Origin of the sequence: uncultured Acetatifactor sp., assembly GCF_948601915.1 — a bacterium.
Taxonomy (GTDB): Bacteria; Bacillota; Clostridia; order Lachnospirales; family Lachnospiraceae; genus Acetatifactor.
Genome location: NZ_CAPDXS010000061.1, coordinates 1 through 19,378, shown reverse-complemented (window position 1 = coordinate 19,378; position 19,378 = coordinate 1). Strand labels below are relative to the sequence as shown.

General features: G+C 56.7%; 12 protein-coding genes. All 12 read left to right on the top strand.

Annotated elements, in window-relative coordinates; all coding sequences use genetic code 11:
* The first annotated feature begins 109 nt into the window (after window positions 1-109).
* Window positions 110-1,828 (top strand): AAA family ATPase, encoded by a 1,719-nt coding sequence (locus Q2B33_RS12045; protein WP_300816854.1) that lies wholly within the window; start codon window positions 110-112, stop codon window positions 1,826-1,828.
* Between the two features lie 103 nt (window positions 1,829-1,931).
* Window positions 1,932-3,647: an AAA family ATPase gene (locus tag Q2B33_RS12040; RefSeq protein WP_300816858.1), complete on the top strand. Its 1,716-nt coding sequence runs from the start codon at window positions 1,932-1,934 to the stop codon at window positions 3,645-3,647.
* A gap of 49 nt (window positions 3,648-3,696) precedes the next feature.
* On the top strand, window positions 3,697-4,647 hold the full coding sequence (locus Q2B33_RS12035; protein WP_300568328.1) for a helix-turn-helix transcriptional regulator: 951 nt from the start codon (window positions 3,697-3,699) through the stop codon (window positions 4,645-4,647).
* 174 nt (window positions 4,648-4,821) lie between these two features.
* Entirely contained in the window at window positions 4,822-6,450 is a 1,629-nt protein-coding gene (locus Q2B33_RS12030) for an ABC transporter ATP-binding protein (protein ID WP_300815639.1), read from the top strand.
* Window positions 6,451-6,555: 105 nt separating this feature from the next.
* Entirely contained in the window at window positions 6,556-7,491 is a 936-nt protein-coding gene (locus Q2B33_RS12025) for a type IV pilus twitching motility protein PilT (protein WP_296478222.1), read from the top strand.
* 279 nt (window positions 7,492-7,770) lie between these two features.
* A complete protein-coding gene (locus tag Q2B33_RS12020) occupies window positions 7,771-9,333 on the top strand; it encodes a YifB family Mg chelatase-like AAA ATPase (RefSeq protein ID WP_300568320.1) in 1,563 nt (520 codons plus the stop codon).
* 119 nt (window positions 9,334-9,452) lie between these two features.
* Window positions 9,453-10,634: a DNA-processing protein DprA gene (gene dprA / locus Q2B33_RS12015; RefSeq protein WP_300568316.1), complete on the top strand. Its 1,182-nt coding sequence runs from the start codon at window positions 9,453-9,455 to the stop codon at window positions 10,632-10,634.
* Window positions 10,635-10,965: 331 nt separating this feature from the next.
* A complete protein-coding gene (gene ispG, locus Q2B33_RS12010; protein WP_296473804.1) occupies window positions 10,966-12,018 on the top strand; it encodes a flavodoxin-dependent (E)-4-hydroxy-3-methylbut-2-enyl-diphosphate synthase in 1,053 nt (350 codons plus the stop codon).
* The gene (locus Q2B33_RS12005) at window positions 12,018-16,709 is read left to right on the top strand and encodes a PolC-type DNA polymerase III (RefSeq protein WP_300791497.1); all 4,692 of its coding nucleotides are present in this window, start codon (window positions 12,018-12,020) and stop codon (window positions 16,707-16,709) included. Before ispG ends, Q2B33_RS12005 begins: the two co-directional genes overlap by 1 nt.
* Window positions 16,710-16,820: 111 nt before the next feature.
* Complete coding sequence (locus Q2B33_RS12000) at window positions 16,821-18,110, top strand: ATP-binding protein (protein ID WP_300782113.1); 1,290 nt, start codon at window positions 16,821-16,823, stop codon at window positions 18,108-18,110.
* Window positions 18,094-18,681, top strand: coding sequence for a hypothetical protein (locus Q2B33_RS11995; protein WP_296460275.1), 588 nt, complete (start codon window positions 18,094-18,096; stop codon window positions 18,679-18,681). Before Q2B33_RS12000 ends, Q2B33_RS11995 begins: the two co-directional genes overlap by 17 nt.
* A 142-nt stretch (window positions 18,682-18,823) precedes the next feature.
* Window positions 18,824-19,378 (top strand): response regulator transcription factor (locus Q2B33_RS11990; RefSeq protein ID WP_330691375.1); only part of this gene is annotated, 555 nt, incomplete at its 3' end.

The following is a 19,378-nucleotide window of genomic DNA, read 5'->3' as shown; positions in this document are numbered from 1 at the left end:
AGGCATTATGCTATATAGAGAGCGGACAAGAGGTTCATATGGAGAGATTTTCCAGATAAGGCCTGGAGATTCCGAGAGGATATGTTTGGAATAGGGAGGATAGATTGCCATGGCAAGAACTGTAGGGATAGGGATCCAGAGCTTTGAAAAAATAATAAAAGAGAACAGCTTCTATATTGATAAAACAGGTTTTATCAGACAGTGGTGGGAAAATAGAGACGATGTAACCCTGATTACCCGTCCCCGCAGATTCGGGAAGACCTTGAACATGAACATGCTGGAGAGATTTCTTTCCGTGGAGTACGCAGGCCGGGGAGAGATTTTTGATGGGCTGTCCATATGGAAGGACGAGAAATACCGAAACCTTCAGGGAACCTACCCTGTCATCTTCCTTAGCTTTGCCGGGATAAAGTCGTCCTCCTTTGATGAGGCAAAAAAGAGCTTGTTCTATCTGATTGAGAAATTGTATAACAGATATGACTTTCTGCTGAAGGAAGACAGCCTGAATGAAAAGGAAAAGGATTTCATAAAAAACATCTCTGCCAATATGGATAATTATTCCGCCATTTCCTCGCTGGGGACGCTGTCCGAGTTCCTGTGTCGTTACTATGGGAAAAAGGTGATCATCCTGCTGGACGAATACGATACGCCGCTACAGGAGGCCTGGGTATACGGCTATTGGAAAGAGATGGTGGAACTTATCAGAGGCCTGTTCAATTCCACATTCAAGACGAACCCCTATCTGGAGCGGGCGGTCATGACGGGAATCACGAGAGTCAGCAAAGAGTCCATCTTCTCCGACTTGAATCATTTGAACGTTGTGACATCCACATCTGAGATGTATGCGGATTGCTTTGGATTTACGGAGGAAGAGGTATTTGCCGCACTGGACGAGTATGGGATGCAGGATAGGCGTAATGAAGTCAAAAAATGGTATGACGGTTTTACCTTTGGGAATTGCAGAGATATCTACAACCCCTGGTCAATCATAAATTATCTGAAGACTGGACGGCTTTCCACCTACTGGGCCAACACCAGCAGCAACGGCCTGGTGGATAAGCTGATCCGGGAAGGAAGCGTGGATATAAAAATCTCCATGGAGAACCTGCTCAAGGGCGAGCATCTGTACAAGGAAGTCGATGAACAGATTATTTTTGACCAGTTGGACGCAGATGAGAACGCCATCTGGAGCCTGTTCCTGGCAAGCGGATACCTGAAAGCGGAGAGCTACGAATTAAATGAGGACACAGGAGCAGACCTGTATGAGCTGGCGCTGACGAACAAGGAAGTGCAGTTCATGTTCCAAAAGATGATCCGGAAATGGTTCACCCGTTCCGGGACAGTCTACAACGGCTTCATCAGAGCGCTGCTGCAGGATGACGTAAAGTCCATGAACGCCTACATGAACCGTGTAGCCCTGGCCACGTTCAGCTACTTCGACAGCGGAAGGAACCCCTCCATGGAGACGCAGCCGGAGCGCTTCTACCATGGCTTCGTGCTGGGTCTGTCCGTGGAGCTGGCAGACCGCTACATCATAACCTCCAACCGGGAAAGCGGCTTCGGAAGGTATGATGTGATGATGGAGCCGAAGAACGGGACAGATGATGCCGTAATAAATAATTGCTATACGAATGCGATTATTATAGAATTTAAAGTCAAGGATTCCAGCGAAGAGAAATCTCTGGAGGACACTGCGGACGCCGCCCTGAAACAGATTGAGGAACAGCGATACCAGGCAGATTTGGAGAGCAGGGGATTCCCTGGCGAACGAATCCGGAAATATGGCTTTGCATTTGAAGGGAAGGAAGTTCTGATAAAAAGTACATGAAAATTGTTGGATAAATTTTTGCCATAACTTGGCAGGAGAGCATGTGAGCCGGATTGAGAAGAAGGCGCTGAGGAAGCTGCGGGTTGAAGTAAAGGAGTAATTTATGGCAAGGACTGTAGGAATCGGCATCCAAAGTTTTGACAAGCTGATTAGGAACCAGTATCTATATATTGATAAGACGGATTTCATAAGAGAATGGTGGGAAAGCGGGGACGATGTAACCTTGATTGCCCGCCCCCGCAGATTCGGGAAGACCCTGAACATGAACATGCTGGAAAGATTCCTTTCCGTGGAGCACGTAGGCCAGGGAGAAATCTTTGATGGGCTGACTATCTGGAAAGACGAGGAATATCGTAAGCTTCAGGGAAGTATGCCAGTGATTTTTTTAAGCTTTGCGGATGTAAAGGCAGATACCTTTGCCATGGCGAGAGAAAAGATCTGCATGCTTATCAAGGAAGTCTACCGCAAGCATGATTTTCTGCTGGTAGGCGGGAGCCTGAAGGAAGGGGAAACAGAGCTTTTCCGCAGGGGTTTGGCAGAAATGACAGATTCCGAGGCAGCGTATTCTCTGAAAAATCTGTCAGGTTATCTGTCAGGCTATTATGGGAAAAAAGTCATCATCCTGCTGGACGAATACGATACGCCGCTTCAGGAGGCCTGGATATACGGCTATTGGAAAGAGATGGTGGAATTCATAAGGGGCCTGTTCAATTCCACATTCAAGACGAACCCCTATCTGGAGCGGGCGGTCATGACGGGAATCACGAGAGTCAGCAAAGAGTCCATCTTCTCCGACTTGAATCATTTGAACGTTGTGACATCCACATCTGAGATGTATGCGGATTGCTTTGGATTTACGGAGGAAGAGGTATTTGCCGCACTGGACGAGTATGGGATGCAGGATAGGCGTAATGAAGTCAAAAAATGGTATGACGGTTTTACCTTTGGGAATTGCAGAGATATCTACAACCCCTGGTCAATCATAAATTATCTGAAGACTGGACGGCTTTCCACCTACTGGGCCAACACCAGCAGCAACGGCCTGGTGGATAAGCTGATCCGGGAAGGAAGCGTGGATATAAAAATCTCCATGGAGAACCTGCTCAAGGGCGAGCATCTGTACAAGGAAGTCGATGAACAGATTATTTTTGACCAGTTGGACGCAGATGAGAACGCCATCTGGAGCCTGTTCCTGGCAAGCGGATACCTGAAAGCGGAGAGCTACGAATTAAATGAGGACACAGGAGCAGACCTGTATGAGCTGGCGCTGACGAACAAGGAAGTGCAGTTCATGTTCCAAAAGATGATCCGGAAATGGTTCACCCGTTCCGGGACAGTCTACAACGGCTTCATCAGAGCGCTGCTGCAGGATGACGTAAAGTCCATGAACGCCTACATGAACCGTGTAGCCCTGGCCACGTTCAGCTACTTCGACAGCGGAAGGAACCCCTCCATGGAGACGCAGCCGGAGCGCTTCTACCATGGCTTCGTGCTGGGTCTGTCCGTGGAGCTGGCAGACCGCTACATCATAACCTCCAACCGGGAAAGCGGCTTCGGAAGGTATGATGTGATGATGGAGCCGAAGAACGGGACAGATGATGCCGTAATAAATAATTGCTATACGAATGCGATTATTATAGAATTTAAAGTCAAGGATTCCAGCGAAGAGAAATCTCTGGAGGACACTGCGGACGCCGCCCTGAAACAGATTGAGGAACAGCGATACCAGGCAGATTTGGAGAGCAGGGGATTCCCTGGCGAACGAATCCGGAAATATGGCTTTGCATTTGAAGGGAAGGAAGTTCTGATAAAAAGCTGATTTCCCGGATAAGGTTTCAGAATGATAAGTTCCCCCGGAAGGATACCCCATGGAACAAAGAATCGGCGAAAAGATAACATCTTTACGAAAAGCAAAAAACATCACACAGGCGCAGCTTGCGGAATACCTGCACCTGGTGCCCCAGACCGTCTCCAAATGGGAGGCGGGCAACGGCACTCCGGATATCTCCCTGCTGCCCAGGATCGCGGACTTTTTCGGCATAAGCCTGGATGACCTCTTCGGCAGGTCGCCGCTGGAGCATGCAAAAGACCTGGTGCTGAGATATTCGGTCCTAAGGGACGACCACTGTTTCCAGGAAGCCCTCTCCTGCCTTCAGTCCCGGCTCCAGGCCGTGGACACTGCCCTGAAGCTGGAGATGAGGGATCCGGAGGAGCTGGCCCGGGAAAAGATTGAGCTGGAGGCCTACAAAGTGCACCTGCTCCTGCAGCAGAGCTGGGAGTCCGCCGGGAGGGCGCTGGAGATTGCGGAGGAAGTGGTCAGAAGGACAGGGGACATGCGTTTCCGCCAGCAGAGGGTACAGTTGAAGATAGAGCTGGGGCAGGGGCGTGACATCCTTCGGGAGTGCGAGGCAGAGTTTCGTGCAGAACCCTGTCCGGACACGCTGTCCCTTTATTTCGAGGCGTTATTGCTCCTGGGGCGAGGCGGGACGGTCCTGGAGCTTCAGGAGACGGACCTTACCGTGCGGAAACTGATGACGCCGCCCTGCGCAGATACCGCGCCCTTCTGGCTGCAGTGCGCCATGGCAGCAGCGGAGAGGGAGGACGTGGAGGCCATGGAAGCCTATGAGGAGCCTGTCTGCCAATGCCGCGTCCGGGAGACGGAATACCAGTTCCTCTGGCAGCTGGCAAAGCTGTACAGCGGGAAGGGCATGCGGGAAAAATGCGAGGCATTGAAGCCGCGGCTGCTTGCCCTTTTGCCCCAGGTGAACGAAAACCCTTACTCCGTCGCAGGGCAACGCCAGGCCATCGATGCCCTCTGACGCAACGCTCCGTAGTATTTTCCCCAATTCCTGATTGCTGGACTGCGCTGCCCTGCCGCGGTATACTCTGACCAGAGCCCATGGCAGGGTGTGTTTGAAAAAGGCGCTGACCGCTCTGCTCCGGGCCGAAGGAAGGAGCGGAGGAAAATGGAAACGAATCTCAAATCTCATCGTATGTATCAGTATCTGTTCAGAAGAAAAGGAATCTGTCTGCTGCTTTTTGCGCTGCTGGTATTGTCCCAGGCCTGCGGGAGCCTGTTCTCCCTGGTCATGAGCGCGCTGGTGGACTGCGCGGGCAGGAGCGCCGCAGAACTGCGGACGACGCTCCTGGCAAGCGTCCTCTTCGTGTCGGCCACGGTTTCCCTGGAGCTGTCCTATCGCCATGTGAAGGCAGGGCTGCTGGCGGACGCCAGATACCGGCTGAAGAAGGACATCTTTGCCGGCATCATGAACCGCAGCGTGCCCGAATTCGAGGCGGCAGGCAGCGCGGAATACATCAATGAGCTGAACAACAACGTGAACCTCTTTGAATCCGTCTATTTCGGAAATATGCTCTCCGTGGTGGAAAATGTGGTGGGCTTCGGCGCTGCAGCCTTGATCTGCATCATGTTACAGCCCGCCATGCTGGCGCTGATGGTGCTGCTGGCCTTCATCGCCAGAGGCGTGAGCCGGGTGACGTCCGGCCCTCTGGAGAAAAGCATGAAAGGGCAGGTGGAGAGCGCTGAGGCCTATATGAGGGAAATAGGAGACGATTTCGGAGGCTTCCGCCTGATTCGTTCCTACGGGGCGCTGCCCTGTATCCTGAAAAAGCATGACGGAAAGAATCTGGAGGCGGAGCGAGCGAAACGCAGGAACACTGACTGCAGGATTCTGTGCGCAGGTGCGGGAGAGCTCACCGGCCTGCTGTCCACCGTGGCGGTCATGGCGCTGGCAGCCTTTTTTTCCCTGAAGGGGATGTTTTCCGTCGGCATGGTGATTGCCTTCGGGCATCTGATAGGCCATATCGTGTCCCCTATCAACAGCATTCCGGCCATCATCGCGGATTTCGCCGCCGCGAAGCCGCTGGTTTCCCGGTTCGGCGCGCTGCTCGTGCAGACGGAGGAGAACGGCGTGGAAGAGCTTTCCGATTTCCGCCAGGAAATCTGTCTGGAGAACCTAACCTTTGGCTATGAGGGGGGCCGGGAGCTCTTCCAGGGCCTTTCTTTCCGGTTCGAGGCCGGAAAGCGCTATCTGGTGACCGGGAGCAGCGGAAGCGGGAAGAGTACTCTGCTCTCCCTGCTGTCAGGCTTCTATCCCGGTTACGGCGGCTCTATCCGCATGGACGGCAGGGAGCTGCGGGAGATAAAGAGGGATTCCTTAAGCGCCCTGATAGGGACAGTGTCCCAGGAGCCTTTTTTCTTCCAGGACACGATTCGGAACAATATCACCCTGTATGACGAAAGCTACAGGACATCCGATATCGAAGCGGCCATGGAACAGGCAGGGCTCAAGGGCTTTCTGGCAGCCCTCCCCCAGGGGCTCGCCACTGTCATCACGGAGAATGGGAAGAACCTTTCCGGCGGAGAGAGGCAGCGGCTCAGCCTTGCCAGGGCCCTTCTGCGGGGGAGCAGGATCCTGCTGCTGGACGAGTTCACCGCCAATCTGGACAGAGCCACGGCAGAGGAAATCGAGGAGGAGCTGGCAGGGCGGACGGACTGCCTGACAATCGCCGTCACCCACCATTTGGGGCCGGATGCCCTGAGCCGATATGACGGGCAATTGGTCCTGGAGCGCCAGCCTGGAGCACCGGGCGTGAAAGCGTAAATAAAACAGTTGTCTTTTGCCGGAGAATTGTATATAATAATGGAAACAGTTCCCGCAGGGGCATCATGCTGCCGGAGCTGCTTCGAAAGGAGAAGTGGGACGACGATGTCTGCGATAGAAGAAATCATACGCAGCGCCAGGGAGGCGGGGGCCAGCGATGTGCATCTGGCCGCGGGGATGTCCCCCAAGATGCGGATCGGCGGGGAGCTTTTTTCCATGAACTGTTCCAGGCTTACGGCGGCGGATATGCTGGATATCCTGATAGGCATCATGCCGGAGGCCCTGCGGGACAGGTTCGAGGAGAAGGGGGAGCACGCGTTTTCCTTCACCCTGCCCCAGGGAGGGCGCTGCCGGGCCAATGCCTACAAGCAGAAGGGCACCGTGGCGCTGGCGGTGCGCCTGATAGAGGGGGAGATTCCCCTGCCGGAGGAGATGGGCATACCGGAGCCCATGGCGGAGCTGTACCGGAAGGAGAGCGGCCTGGTGCTGGTGGCAGGTTCTTCCGGCAGCGGCAGGTCCACCACGCTGGCATCCATCATCAACCAGATCAATGACAGCAGGGAGGCCCTGGTCATCACGCTGGAGAGCCCGGTGGAGTATCTGCATCCGTATAAAAGGTCCATCGTCAACCAGCGGGAGATCGGTCTGGACAGCATGGACTATGCCGATGGGATTCAGGCCGCCGTGCGCCAGGATGCGGATGTCATCATGGTGGGGGAGCTGCGGGATGCCCGCAGCGTGTCCGCCGCGGTAGCCGCTGCGGAGACGGGACATCTGGTGTTCGCGGCAATGGACGCGGCCGGTGCGGCCGGCGCCATTGAGGATATCATGGACATGTTCCCGCCCCACAGACAGGAGCGCATGCGCGCCCGGCTGGCCGGTGTCCTGGAGGCGGTGTTGTTCCAGCAGCTGCAGCCCGCTGCGGACGGAGACGGCAGGGAAGCGGTGTTCGAGCTTCTGCTCACGGACGAAAAGGTGCGCGGCCATATCCGCGCGGACAGGATTTCCGCGCTTTTCGGTGCGGTACAGCTATTCTCATAAATCTCACCTGTCGGGTGCGGGCGGTCTGCACCCGGCGGATATTACAAAAGTCAGGATTTTCCCGAAATACAGCAGAGAAGCATTTCCCGATTTTCTTTTTGTCACAAATATGTCTTTCCGGATCGGTACATATTTCACGGACTTTCACGGGCAGTGAGCCAAATCATCTTTTTCAGTGAAATCAACAGGAAACAATCAACAGGAAACAATCTATGAAAAATCTATGAGAAAACAGCGGCGGCCACAGGGAGGGCTGCAGGCTGGGACAGGAGGTGTTTTATGTACAGCGCGGTTCATTCCGGTGCGCTCCAGGGGGTCTGTGCCTATATGGTCTCCGTGGAGGTAGACATTGCCAGGGGGCTTCCAGCTTTTTTGATGGTAGGATCCCTGAGCACGGAGGTGCGGGAGTCCAGAGAGCGGGTGACGGTTGCCCTGAAGAATGTGGGCCTGAACCTGCCGCCGTGCCGTATTACCGTCAACTTATCTCCGGCAGACAGGAGAAAGGAGGGCACTGCCTTTGACCTGCCCATTGCCGTGGGGATGCTGGAGGCCATGGAGCTGGTTCCGGCCGGCGCGGCCGAAGGGCTTCTGTTCCTGGGAGAGCTGGGGCTGAACGGAGAGCTGAAAAAGGCCAGGGGCGTGCTGCCTATCGTGCGGGCCGCGGAGGCAGAGGGCATCCGGGAATGCATCGTCCCCGGAGCAAACGCCAGGGAGGGAGGGGTGATTCCAGGCATCCGGGTCAGGGGGGCGGAGAATATCCTGGAAATCATGCATTTCCTCATGGCCCGGGGGGAGGAGAGGGACAGGGTGCTGCCCCGGACCTTCGTGGACACGGAGAGCCTGTTCGCGGAGATGGAGCGCGATGGCGGCGGGCTCCAGGGAAGGCCTGACTTTGCCGAGGTGACGGGACAGGAGACGGCCAGGCGGGCCGCGGAGATTGCTGCCGCGGGGTTCCACAACCTGCTGATGGTAGGGCCGCCGGGAGCGGGGAAATCCATGATCGCCAGGCGGATTCCCGGCATCCTGCCGCCGCTGACGCTGGAGGAGAGCCTGGAGGTGACCAGCGTGGTCAGCGTGGCGGGGCTGCTGGAGGAGGGGGAGGCGCTGGTGACGGGACGGCCCTTCCGGAGCCCCCACCACACCATCTCCCAGGCAGCGCTCATCGGCGGCAGCACTGCGCCGAAGCCCGGGATGATTTCCCTGGCCCACAGGGGCGTCCTGTTCCTGGACGAGCTGCCGGAATTCCAGCGGGCCTCCCTGGACGCCCTGCGCCAGCCTCTGGAGGAGCGCCGGGTGACCATCTCCCGGGTCAGCGGGAACGTGACATACCCCAGCGACTTCATGCTGGTATGCGCCATGAACCCCTGCCCCTGCGGCTATTACCCGGACAGGGCGCGCTGCAGCTGCACCAGGCCCCAGGTGCACAGATATATGGGAAAGGTGTCGGGGCCCATCCTGGATCGGATAGACCTGTGCGTGGAGCTTGCGGCCGTGGACTACGACAGCCTGAAGAGCAGGGCCAAGGCCGAATCCAGCGCGGAGATCCGAGTACGGGTGGAGCGGGCCAGGCGGATCCAGGAGGAGAGGTTCCGGGGGACGTCTACCCGCTTCAACGGGGATATCGAGGTGTCGGCCATGGAGCGGTACTGCGGGCTGGGGGAGGAGCAGCAGCGGTGCATGGAACGGCTTTACGGCTCCCTGCAGCTCTCCGCCAGGGCCTATCACCGCATCCTGCGGGTGGCCCGGACCATAGCGGATCTGGAGGGAGCGGAGGAAATCGGGACGGCCCATCTGATGGAGGCCTCCTACTACCGGCCCTCCATGGAATACTGGGGGAATTGAGGGGAAAGTCGGAGATATGCCAGAGAAAGGCCAGAAAAAGACCGGGAACAGGCCAGAGGCAGAACTGCGCTCCCGGCCAGTGGAACAGGAGCGCCGTGCCCGGCAGAAAGGAAAACGATATGAACCGGAATGAGTGGAAAGAGCGGGAAGCGGTCTATACATGCTGGCTGTGCAACTTCCCGGATATGGGAAATAAACAGCTGCACAGGCTTACGGAGCTTTGCGGCGGGCCGGAGGCGGCCTACCTGGCGGACAAGGAGAAATGGGGCCAGGTGCTGAACCCCAGACAGGTGCAGAGCCTTGCCCGGTATACCGCCGCCTGGAAGCCGGAGGCGGAATACCGCAAAATGAAAGAGCAGGGCATCCGCCTGGTGACCATGGGGGACGAGGGATACCCCAGACGGCTGAAAGACATTCCTGACGCGCCCTACGGCCTGTTTGTCCGAGGAAGGCTGCAGACGGATGATGCCCCGGCGGTGGCGGTCATCGGTGCCAGGGAATGCTCCGAGTACGGCAGATATGTGGCGAAATGCCTGGGGGCCACTTTGGGGCGGCGGGGCATAACCGTGGTCAGCGGTATGGCCAGGGGCATCGACGGCATCAGCCAGGAGGCGGCCCTGGAGGCGGGCGGCAATTCCATCGGGGTGCTGGGCTCCGGGGTGGACATCTGCTATCCTGCCCAGAACAGGCCGATTTACGAGAGGCTGATAAGGACAGGGGCAGCGATCTCCACCTATCCCCTGGGGACGCCCGCCCTTCCCCGGAACTTTCCGCCCAGGAACCGCATCGTCAGCGGCCTGGCGGATGCGGTGGTCGTGGTGGAGGCCAGGGCAAAGAGCGGGACGCTGATTACCGTGGACATGGCGCTGGAGCAGGGCAGGGAGGTGTACATCGTCCCGGGCAGGGTGACGGACAGGCTGAGCGACGGCTGCAACCGCCTGGTGAAGCAGGGGGCCGGAATCGTGCTCAGTCCCGAGAGCTTCCTGGAGGAAATCTGGCAGCTTTGGGAGACGGGGAAAAAGGCGGCCGGCGCCGGATCGGGAGGGAAAGCAGGCTGTAAGGAGGCCAATGCCTTTCTGGAGCGGCCGGACACGGCGGGCCTGCCGGAGGAGCTGGCGCGTGTGGCCGGCGTGCTGGACTTCGATGCCAGGTCCCCGGAGGAGATCCGACAGCGCCTGTGGGACAGATACCCGGAGAAGCCGTATCCGGAGAAGCAGATCGTAGCCTGCCTGATGCAGCTTTGCATGGAGGATCTGGCGATTCAGGTGAGCCCGGGACGGTTCTGCTGCAGGAGGGGCTGAGAGGCCGTCTGAACCCTATAAGCCCCGCCAGCCGTTTGTGAGCCCCGCCGCCCATAAGTCCCCTGCCGCCGCCCATGAGTCCCTGCTGCGCCCTCTGCGGAACGCCCGGTTAGGGTTGCTTTTTCAGGTGCTTTCGTTTATATTAGAATGTATGGAAAAAGCCGTGAGGCGATAGATTCATAGACTCTCGGAATTTCAGAAGGTAAAATCAGGCATTGTGGCAGGACGGCGCCTGGAAAAGGGGAGGAATCGCTCCCAGGGATTTCCGGAAAGCCGTGTGATATGTGGCCTGGAGATTCCGAGAGGATATATTCTGAAAAAGGAGGCTGCCATGCACAGGGAGAAGACGAGAGTAGTACAGATAGGCGACAGAAAAGTAGGGGGAGGCAATCCGATCCTGATTCAGTCCATGACCAACACCAGGACCCAGGATGTGGCCGCCACCGTGGCCCAGATTCTGGCGCTGGAGCAGGCGGGCTGCGAAATCGTGCGCTGCACGGTGCCGGACATGGAGGCCGCGGAAGCCCTTGCGGAGATCAAAAAGCAGATACATGTCCCCCTGGTGGCGGACATCCACTTTGACTACAGGATGGCCATCGCCTCCATGGAGAACGGGGCGGACAAAATCCGCATCAACCCCGGCAACATCGGCGGCCCCGACAAGGTGCAGGCTGTGGTGGCCACGGCGAAGGAGCGGGGCATCCCCATCCGGGTAGGGGTCAACAGCGGCTCCCTGGAGAAGGCATTGATAGAAAAATACGGCGGCGTCACCGCGGAGGGCATCGTGGAGAGCGCCCTGGACAAGGTGGCCATGATAGAAGAATTCGACTACGAGAATATAGTCATAAGCATCAAATCCTCGGATGTGCTCATGTGCGTGAAGGCCCACGAGCTGCTGGCGGCCCGGACGGATTATCCCCTCCATGTGGGGATCACCGAGGCCGGGACTGTGTGGAGCGGCAATATCAAATCCTCCATCGGCCTGGGCCTGATTCTCCACCAGGGCATCGGCGATACCCTCCGGGTGTCCCTGTCGGGAGACCCTGTGGAGGAGATCAGGTCGGCGAAGCTGATCCTGCGGACGCTGGGCCTGCGGGGAGGCGGCATCGAGGTGGTGTCCTGCCCTACCTGCGGCAGGACCAGGATAGACCTGATCGGCCTGGCGGCCAGGGTGGAGCGGCTGGCGGCGGACTATCCCCTGGACATCAAGGTGGCCGTCATGGGCTGTGCGGTGAACGGCCCCGGGGAGGCCAGGGAGGCCGACCTGGGAGTGGCAGGCGGAGCGGGCGAGGGGCTCCTGTTCAAAAAAGGGGAGATCCTGCGCAAGGTTCCCGAGGAGCAGCTGTTGGACGCGTTAAAGGAAGAGCTGGATAACTGGAAATGATGACAAAAGCGAAACCATTTTTTGAAGTATTCCCCTCCCTGGAGCTGAAGGGGACTTTGCACGACAAGCTGGAGCAGACGGCGGTGGAGCGGGTGTCCGCCACGAAACAGAAGGACAGGCTCTCAGTCTATCTGTTCAGCACCAGATTGCTGCCCAAAGAGGACATCTGGGCAGCGGAAAAGGCGATCAAATCCCAGCTTTTTCCCCATGCTTTTTTGACAGTGCGGATATTCGAGCGCTTCGAGCTCTCTGCCCAGTATACCCCGGAGAACCTGATGGAGGCCTACCGGGAGAGCATCCTGGCGGAGCTGAAAGAGTACAGCCATGTGGAGTACAATGCATTCCGCACGGCGCAGATAACCTATCCGGAGTCCGGGCGGATTCGGCTGACCATTGACGATACGGTGCTGAACCACAGCAAGGAGCCGGAGCTGATCCGGGTGCTGGAGAAGATACTGGTGGAGCGCTGCGGCCTGACGGCAGGCGTGGAGGTAGGCTACAGAGAGGCGGAGTCCGGCAGGTTCGCCGAGGATGACGAGCTGCGGCTCCAGATGAAGGTCAACGAGATCTTCCTGCGGGCGAAGGCCTGCGGGGCCTACGGGGAGGGGCAGTCCGGGCAGACGGCCCCGGGAGGCGGGTCCGCCAATGGCCGGGGAGGCCCGGGCGGAGACCGCCGGGGGGCAAAGGGCGATGTCAAGTCCGGCGGCTTCCCGGCCGGAGGAGCCGCAAAGGGCAATGGTTTCGTCCCCGGAGAGAGGAGCGGCGACGGCGGAAACGGCTTCGGTGGGAGAGCGGATGCTCCGGGAGACGGCAGCGGAAACGGAAAAAAGGCATTCCGGGGCGATTTCAAGCGGGGCGATTTCCGCAGAGGCGACCGTCCCTTAAAGCAGTCCGACAATCCCGATGTGATCTACGGAAAGGACTTCGAGGAGGAGCCCATCCCCATCGACGAGATCATCGGCGAGGTGGGGGATGTGACCATCCGCGGCAAGGTCCTGAAGACGGACAGCCGTGAGATCAGGAACGAGAGGACGATAGTCATATTCGATGTGACGGACTTCACGGACACCATGACCGTGAAGCTCTTCACCAAGACGGAATTCGTGAAGGAGCTTCTGGGAAGCCTGAAGCCCGGCACCTTCGTGAAGCTCAAGGGCGTGGCCACTTTGGACAAATTCGACCATGAGCTCACCATAGGCTCCCTCACCGGCATCAAGAAGATACCGAATTTCGTCAAGGTCCGCTCCGATACTGCCGCCCATAAACGGGTGGAGCTGCACTGCCATACCAAGATGAGCGACTTCGACGGCGTCTCTGAGGCCAAGGACATCGTGAAGCGGGCCTACGGGTGGGGCCATCGGGCCATCGCCATCACGGACCACGGCGTGGTGCAGGGCTTCACGGATGCCTACCATGTGTGGGAGGATCTCTGGAAGGCAGAGAAGGGGAAATGCAAGGACCAGGGAAAGGAGCCCCCGGACAAGCAGGACTTCTTCAAGGTCATCTACGGCGTGGAGGCCTATCTGGTGGACGATCTGAAGGAAATCGTCACCGGGGACAAGGGCGGCACACTGGAAGACGATTTTGTGGTATTCGACATCGAGACCACGGGCTTCTCGCCGGTGAACAACCGGATCATCGAAATCGGAGCGGTAAAGGTCTGCGGCGGCCAGGTGACGGAGCGCTTCTCCACCTTCGTGAACCCCCAGGTGCCCATCCCCTTTGAGATAGAGAAGCTCACCGGCATCCGGGACGACATGGTGACGGACGCTCCATTGATCGAGGAGGTGCTGCCCCGGTTCCTGGAATTTTGCCGGGGCGCAATTCTGGTGGCCCACAACGCGGGCTTCGACATGAGCTTCATGCTGGAGAATGCCAGGAGGCAGGGCCTCCCCATGGAGCATCCCTATATCGACACCGTGGGCATCGCCAGGGTGCTGCTTCCGAACCAGGCCAAGCACACCCTGGACGCGGTGGCGAAGACCCTGAACATCTCCCTGGAGAACCATCACCGGGCGGTGGACGATGCGGAGTGCACGGCGTGGATCTTCGTGAAGCTCATCCAGATGCTGGAGGAAAAGGACATCCATACGTTGGCGCAGCTAAACGCTCTGGGAGCCGCCAGCGCGGATCTGGTGAAGAAAGCGCCCACCTACCATGCCATCATTTTGGCCAAGAACGACCTGGGCCGCATCAACCTCTACCGCCTGGTGACGGAGTCCCACCTGACCTATTACGCAAGTAGGCACCCCAGGATTCCCAAGAGCCTGATTCAGAAGTACAGGGAGGGACTCATATTGGGGAGCGCCTGTGAGGCCGGGGAGCTCTACCGGGCCTTGCTGGACGGCCAGAGCGACATGCAGATCGCCAGGATAGTGAACTTCTATGACTATCTGGAGATCCAGCCCACGGGCAACAATAAGTTCATGATAAAGTCCGAGCGGATACGGAATGTGGATTCCATGGAGGACATCCAGGAGATGAACCGGCGGGTGGTGAAGCTGGGCGAGCAGTTCCACAAGCCCGTGGTGGGCACCTGCGACGTGCATTTCTTAGATCCCGAGGACGAGGTCTACCGCCGCATCATCATGGCCGGCAGGGGCTTTGAGGACGCTGACGAGCAGGCACCCCTGTTCCTGCACACCACGGAGGAGATGCTGGAGGAATTCGATTACCTGGGGAGCGACAAGGCCTATGAGGTCGTAGTGAAAAACACCAACATGATAGCCGACATGGTGGAGCAGATAGCCCCGGTGCGGCCGGACAAATGCGCCCCTGTCATCGAGGACAGCGACAAGACGCTGACCAAGATCTGCTACGACAAGGCCCATGAGATCTACGGGCCGGAATTGCCGGAAATCGTGGAGGCGAGGCTGAAAAAGGAGCTCCATTCCATCATCACCAACGGCTTCGCGGTGATGTACATCATAGCGCAGAAATTGGTGTGGAAATCCGTGGAGGACGGGTATCTGGTGGGCTCCAGGGGAAGCGTGGGAAGCTCCTTCGTGGCCACCATGGCGGGAATCACGGAGATCAATCCCCTAAGCCCCCACTATTACTGCACCAAATGCCATTATGTGGACTTCGAGGAGGAGGACGTGAAGGCCTACGGCGGCAAGGCGGGAGTGGACATGCCGGACAAAAACTGCCCGGTCTGCGGGGAGCCTCTGCACAAGGACGGCTTCGACATCCCCTTCGAGACCTTCCTGGGCTTTAAAGGGGACAAGGAGCCGGACATCGACCTGAACTTCTCCGGGGAGTACCAGTCCAAGGCCCATAAGTACACGGAGGTCATCTTCGGCGCGGGCCAGACCTTCCGGGCGGGCACCATCGCCACCCTGGCGGACAAGACCGCTTTCGGCTATGTGAAGAATTATTTCGAGGAGAGGAACAGGCACAGGAGGAAGAGCGAGATGGAGCGGCTGGCCATGGGCGTGGCAGGGGTCAGGCGCAGCACCGGCCAGCACCCCGGCGGCATCGTTGTGCTGCCCTTCGGCCAGGACATCAACTCCTTCACCCCGGTGCAGCATCCGGCCAACGACATGGAGACGGATATCGTCACCACGCATTTTGATTATCACTCTATCGACCACAACCTGCTGAAACTGGACATCCTGGGACACGACGATCCCACCATGATCAGGATGCTCCAGGACCTCACAGGCGTGGATCCCCTGACCATCCCCCTGGACGGGCAGGAGGTCATGAGCCTGTTCCAGAATACGGACGCCCTGGGGATCACCCCTGACCAGATCGGGGGGACGAAGCTGGGCATCCTGGGGATACCCGAGTTCGGCACGGATTTCGCCATGCAGATGGTCATCGATGCCCAGCCCAAGGCCTTCTCGGACCTGGTGCGGATTTCCGGGCTGTCCCATGGCACGGATGTGTGGGTGGGCAATGCGAAGGATTTGATCATGAGCGGCACGGCCACCATCTCCACGGCCATCTGTACCCGTGACGATATCATGATCTACCTGATCCAGATGGGGGTGGAGTCCAGCCTGGCCTTCACCATCATGGAGAGCGTCCGGAAGGGCAAGGGCCTCAAGGACGACTGGATCGCGGCCATGAAGGAGAAGGACGTGCCGGACTGGTACATCGCCTCCTGCAAGAAGATAAAGTACATGTTCCCCAAGGCCCACGCGGCGGCCTATGTCATGATGGCCTGGCGCATCGCCTACTGCAAGGTGCACTATCCGCTGGCCTACTACGGGGCTTATTTCAGCATCCGGGCCAAGGCCTTCTCCTATGAGCTGATGTGCCTGGGGAAGGCCCGCCTGGAGGCCAACATGGCGGATTACAAACGGAGGATGGACGCGGCTGCGGACAAGGAGCCGGGGGCGGTTCCCCTCACCAACAGAGAGGAGGGGGCCTACGGCGACATGCGCATCGTCCAGGAGATGTATGAGAGGGGCTACGAATTCATGCCCATCGACATCTTCACCGCCCAGTCCAGATCGTTCCAGATCGTGGACGGGAAGCTGATGCCCTCCCTGAACAGCATAGAAGGCCTGGGGGACAAAGCGGCGGACGCCATCGTGGAGGCGGTGAAGGACGGGCCCTTCCTGTCCAAGGACGACTTCAGAGAGCGGACGAAGGTGTCCAAGACCATGGTGGACCTCATGGATTCCCTGAACCTGCTGGGGAGCCTGCCGGAGTCCAATCAGTTGAGCCTGTTTGATCTTTAGGGCGGAGCGGCAAGAAGGATGCGGGTGGAACGATTTGGTGAAACAATTTGTGGGTATAATTGAAAGTGCCTCTTATAGTAGCGTCATCTCTTATAGAAGAGGGGGATTGTTGTGGTTTTATCGTTGAAAAATATAGGGAAATTAGTAGAAACCCAGATTGCAATAGATGGTATAACGGTGATTGCAGGGGAAAACGATACGGGAAAAAGCACGGTAGGGAAAGCGCTTTTTGCTGTTTTCAACAGCTTTTATGATGTGGACAGGCAAGTGCTTTCTGAGAGGATTGACAGTATAGAGAGTGTGCTTTCATTAGTGTTGAAAAACGCGAACAGAACACCTGTTAGATATTATATAAGAATATTGGCAGAAGACATTGCGTCACATCGAGTTTCTCTTTCCCAGAAGTCAGGCTTTAAGGATCGAATCAGTGAATCCGTATTGCAGATGGCGGAGAAATCAGGAGAGGGGACAGATGATTTTCGCTTAATAGAAGTGAACGATTCTGATGAAGTCGTGCATCGGATTCAGGAAATTATGGATGTATCGGAAGAGGAAATATTGAAAGCCATTGTGGAAAAGAAAATGGATACTGAATTCAATGGCCAGGTGACAAATCTTTTCACAAATAAAAAGGGAGAAATCAGGCTGCAGATTAAGGATAAGAGCATAGCTCTTTCCATAGAAAATAACAGAGTAACAGGTATAGAAAATGCCATCAATCTCCATGTGGAAGCAGTATACATGGACGATCCTTTTCTGCTGGATACCATTCCATCGCCATATTTTGGCATTAGGTCGCGGTATGCAGATCATAGAACCCATTTAAGGAAGAAGATTTTTGATAATGCCAGTAAGAAGACTGCTGTAGAGGAAATTATCGTAAATAATAAATTCCAGAACATATATAAGAAGATATCATCCGTCTGTAGTGGAGAGATTGTCAGGAGTAATCAGAAAGAATACAGTTACAAAAGCGCCGATTCCGACAAACTGCTGGATGTGCGCAACCTCTCCACAGGCTTGAAGACATTCGTCATCCTGAAGACGCTGCTGCTGAACGGCGGAATAGAATACAACGGAGTCGTCATCCTGGACGAACCGGAGATTCATCTGCATCCGGAATGGCAGCTCCTCTTCGCGGAATTGATTGTCCTGCTCCACAAAGAATTTGATGTCCACATTCTTCTGAATACCCACAGTCCGTATTTCCTGAGAGCAATCCAGGTCTACTCCGCAAAATATGAGATGGCGGACAAGTGCAGATACTATCTGTCAGAAAACAGCGGCAACCAGGCTGCCATCACAGACGTGAGCGGCGACATCGAAAGAATTTATGCCAGGCTGTCGAAACCGTTACAGGATTTGGAGGACGAGAGGTGGAGAGATGATTCGTTGGCGTGACTATCCGATATTCACCGAAAGCATATCTACATTAAAGGATACATCGATTGATAAACATGATATTGGCAATCCGGCTTATATGACAGAGCGGGACGACCCTGCGGTGGACTTTGACCTGGTAAAAGAAAAGTATATCGAGCATTTGGGCTTGAGCGATGTGCCGAAATCCAATGACGCGCTTCTGGACAGGGGAAAAGGGAAGCTGGCTTTCATTGAATTCAAAAACGGGTACATCGATTCAAAAAAGCAATTTGACATCCGTAAAAAAATATACGACAGCACGCTGATTTTCACGGACATCGTATCTGCGGGAATCAGCGACATGCGGCGGTGTGTGGAATATGTCCTTGTGTACAACGAAAACGCCAATCGACAGAATCCGGCTACCGCCGAAAAGAAGAGGGAGGTACAGAATTCCGCTTCCTTTGACGATTTTGCCAGGAGGATGGGCGGACTGGCAGGGGAGGAATATGTCTGCTTTGGGCTGAAAATGTTCGAGAACTATTGCTTCGAGAAGGTACATACCTACACGGAAAGAGAATTCCAGGGATATCTGAAAGCGCTGCAATAGAAGCGGAAGGCCGTTGCCCTGGGATGCGCATGGAAATCGTAAGAAATCCGTAAGAAACACCCCACATATTTTGTAAAAAACAGGAGCTATCCTAAAACCGGCTCAAGGAGAAAGGGACAGCAATTCAAAGCTGCGGAAAGGCATGGGAGACGAAATGGGCGAACGGGTACTGGTAGTGGATGACGACAGGGAAATAGTAAAGGCAATCGACATCCTGCTGAGGAAGGAGGGCTATGAGGTGCTGAAGGCCTACGACGGGCTCCAGGCCCTGGACATCCTGGAGAGAGAGCAGGTGCGGCTGGTGCTGATTGATGTGATGATGCCCAGGCTGGACGGCCTGTCAGCCCTGATGCGCATCCGGGAGAGAGCGAACATCCCCGTCATCGTGCTCAGTGCAAAGAGCGAGGAGACCGACAAGGTGCTGGGACTGTCCATGGGGGCCGATGATTATGTGGCAAAGCCGTACAACCCCCAGGAACTGGCCGCCCGGGTGAAGAGCCATCTGCGCCGCTTCACCACGTTAGGCGACATCCACGCGGGCGCAAGGGCCAGCGAGATCAGGAACGGCAGGCTCCTCTACAACACGGAGGAGAGGACCCTCTACGCGGACGGAGAGCCCGTCAGGCTCACAGCCACGGAGACCAAAATCGTGGACCTGTTCATGCGCAACCCGGGCCGCGTGTTCCCGGCGGAGGAA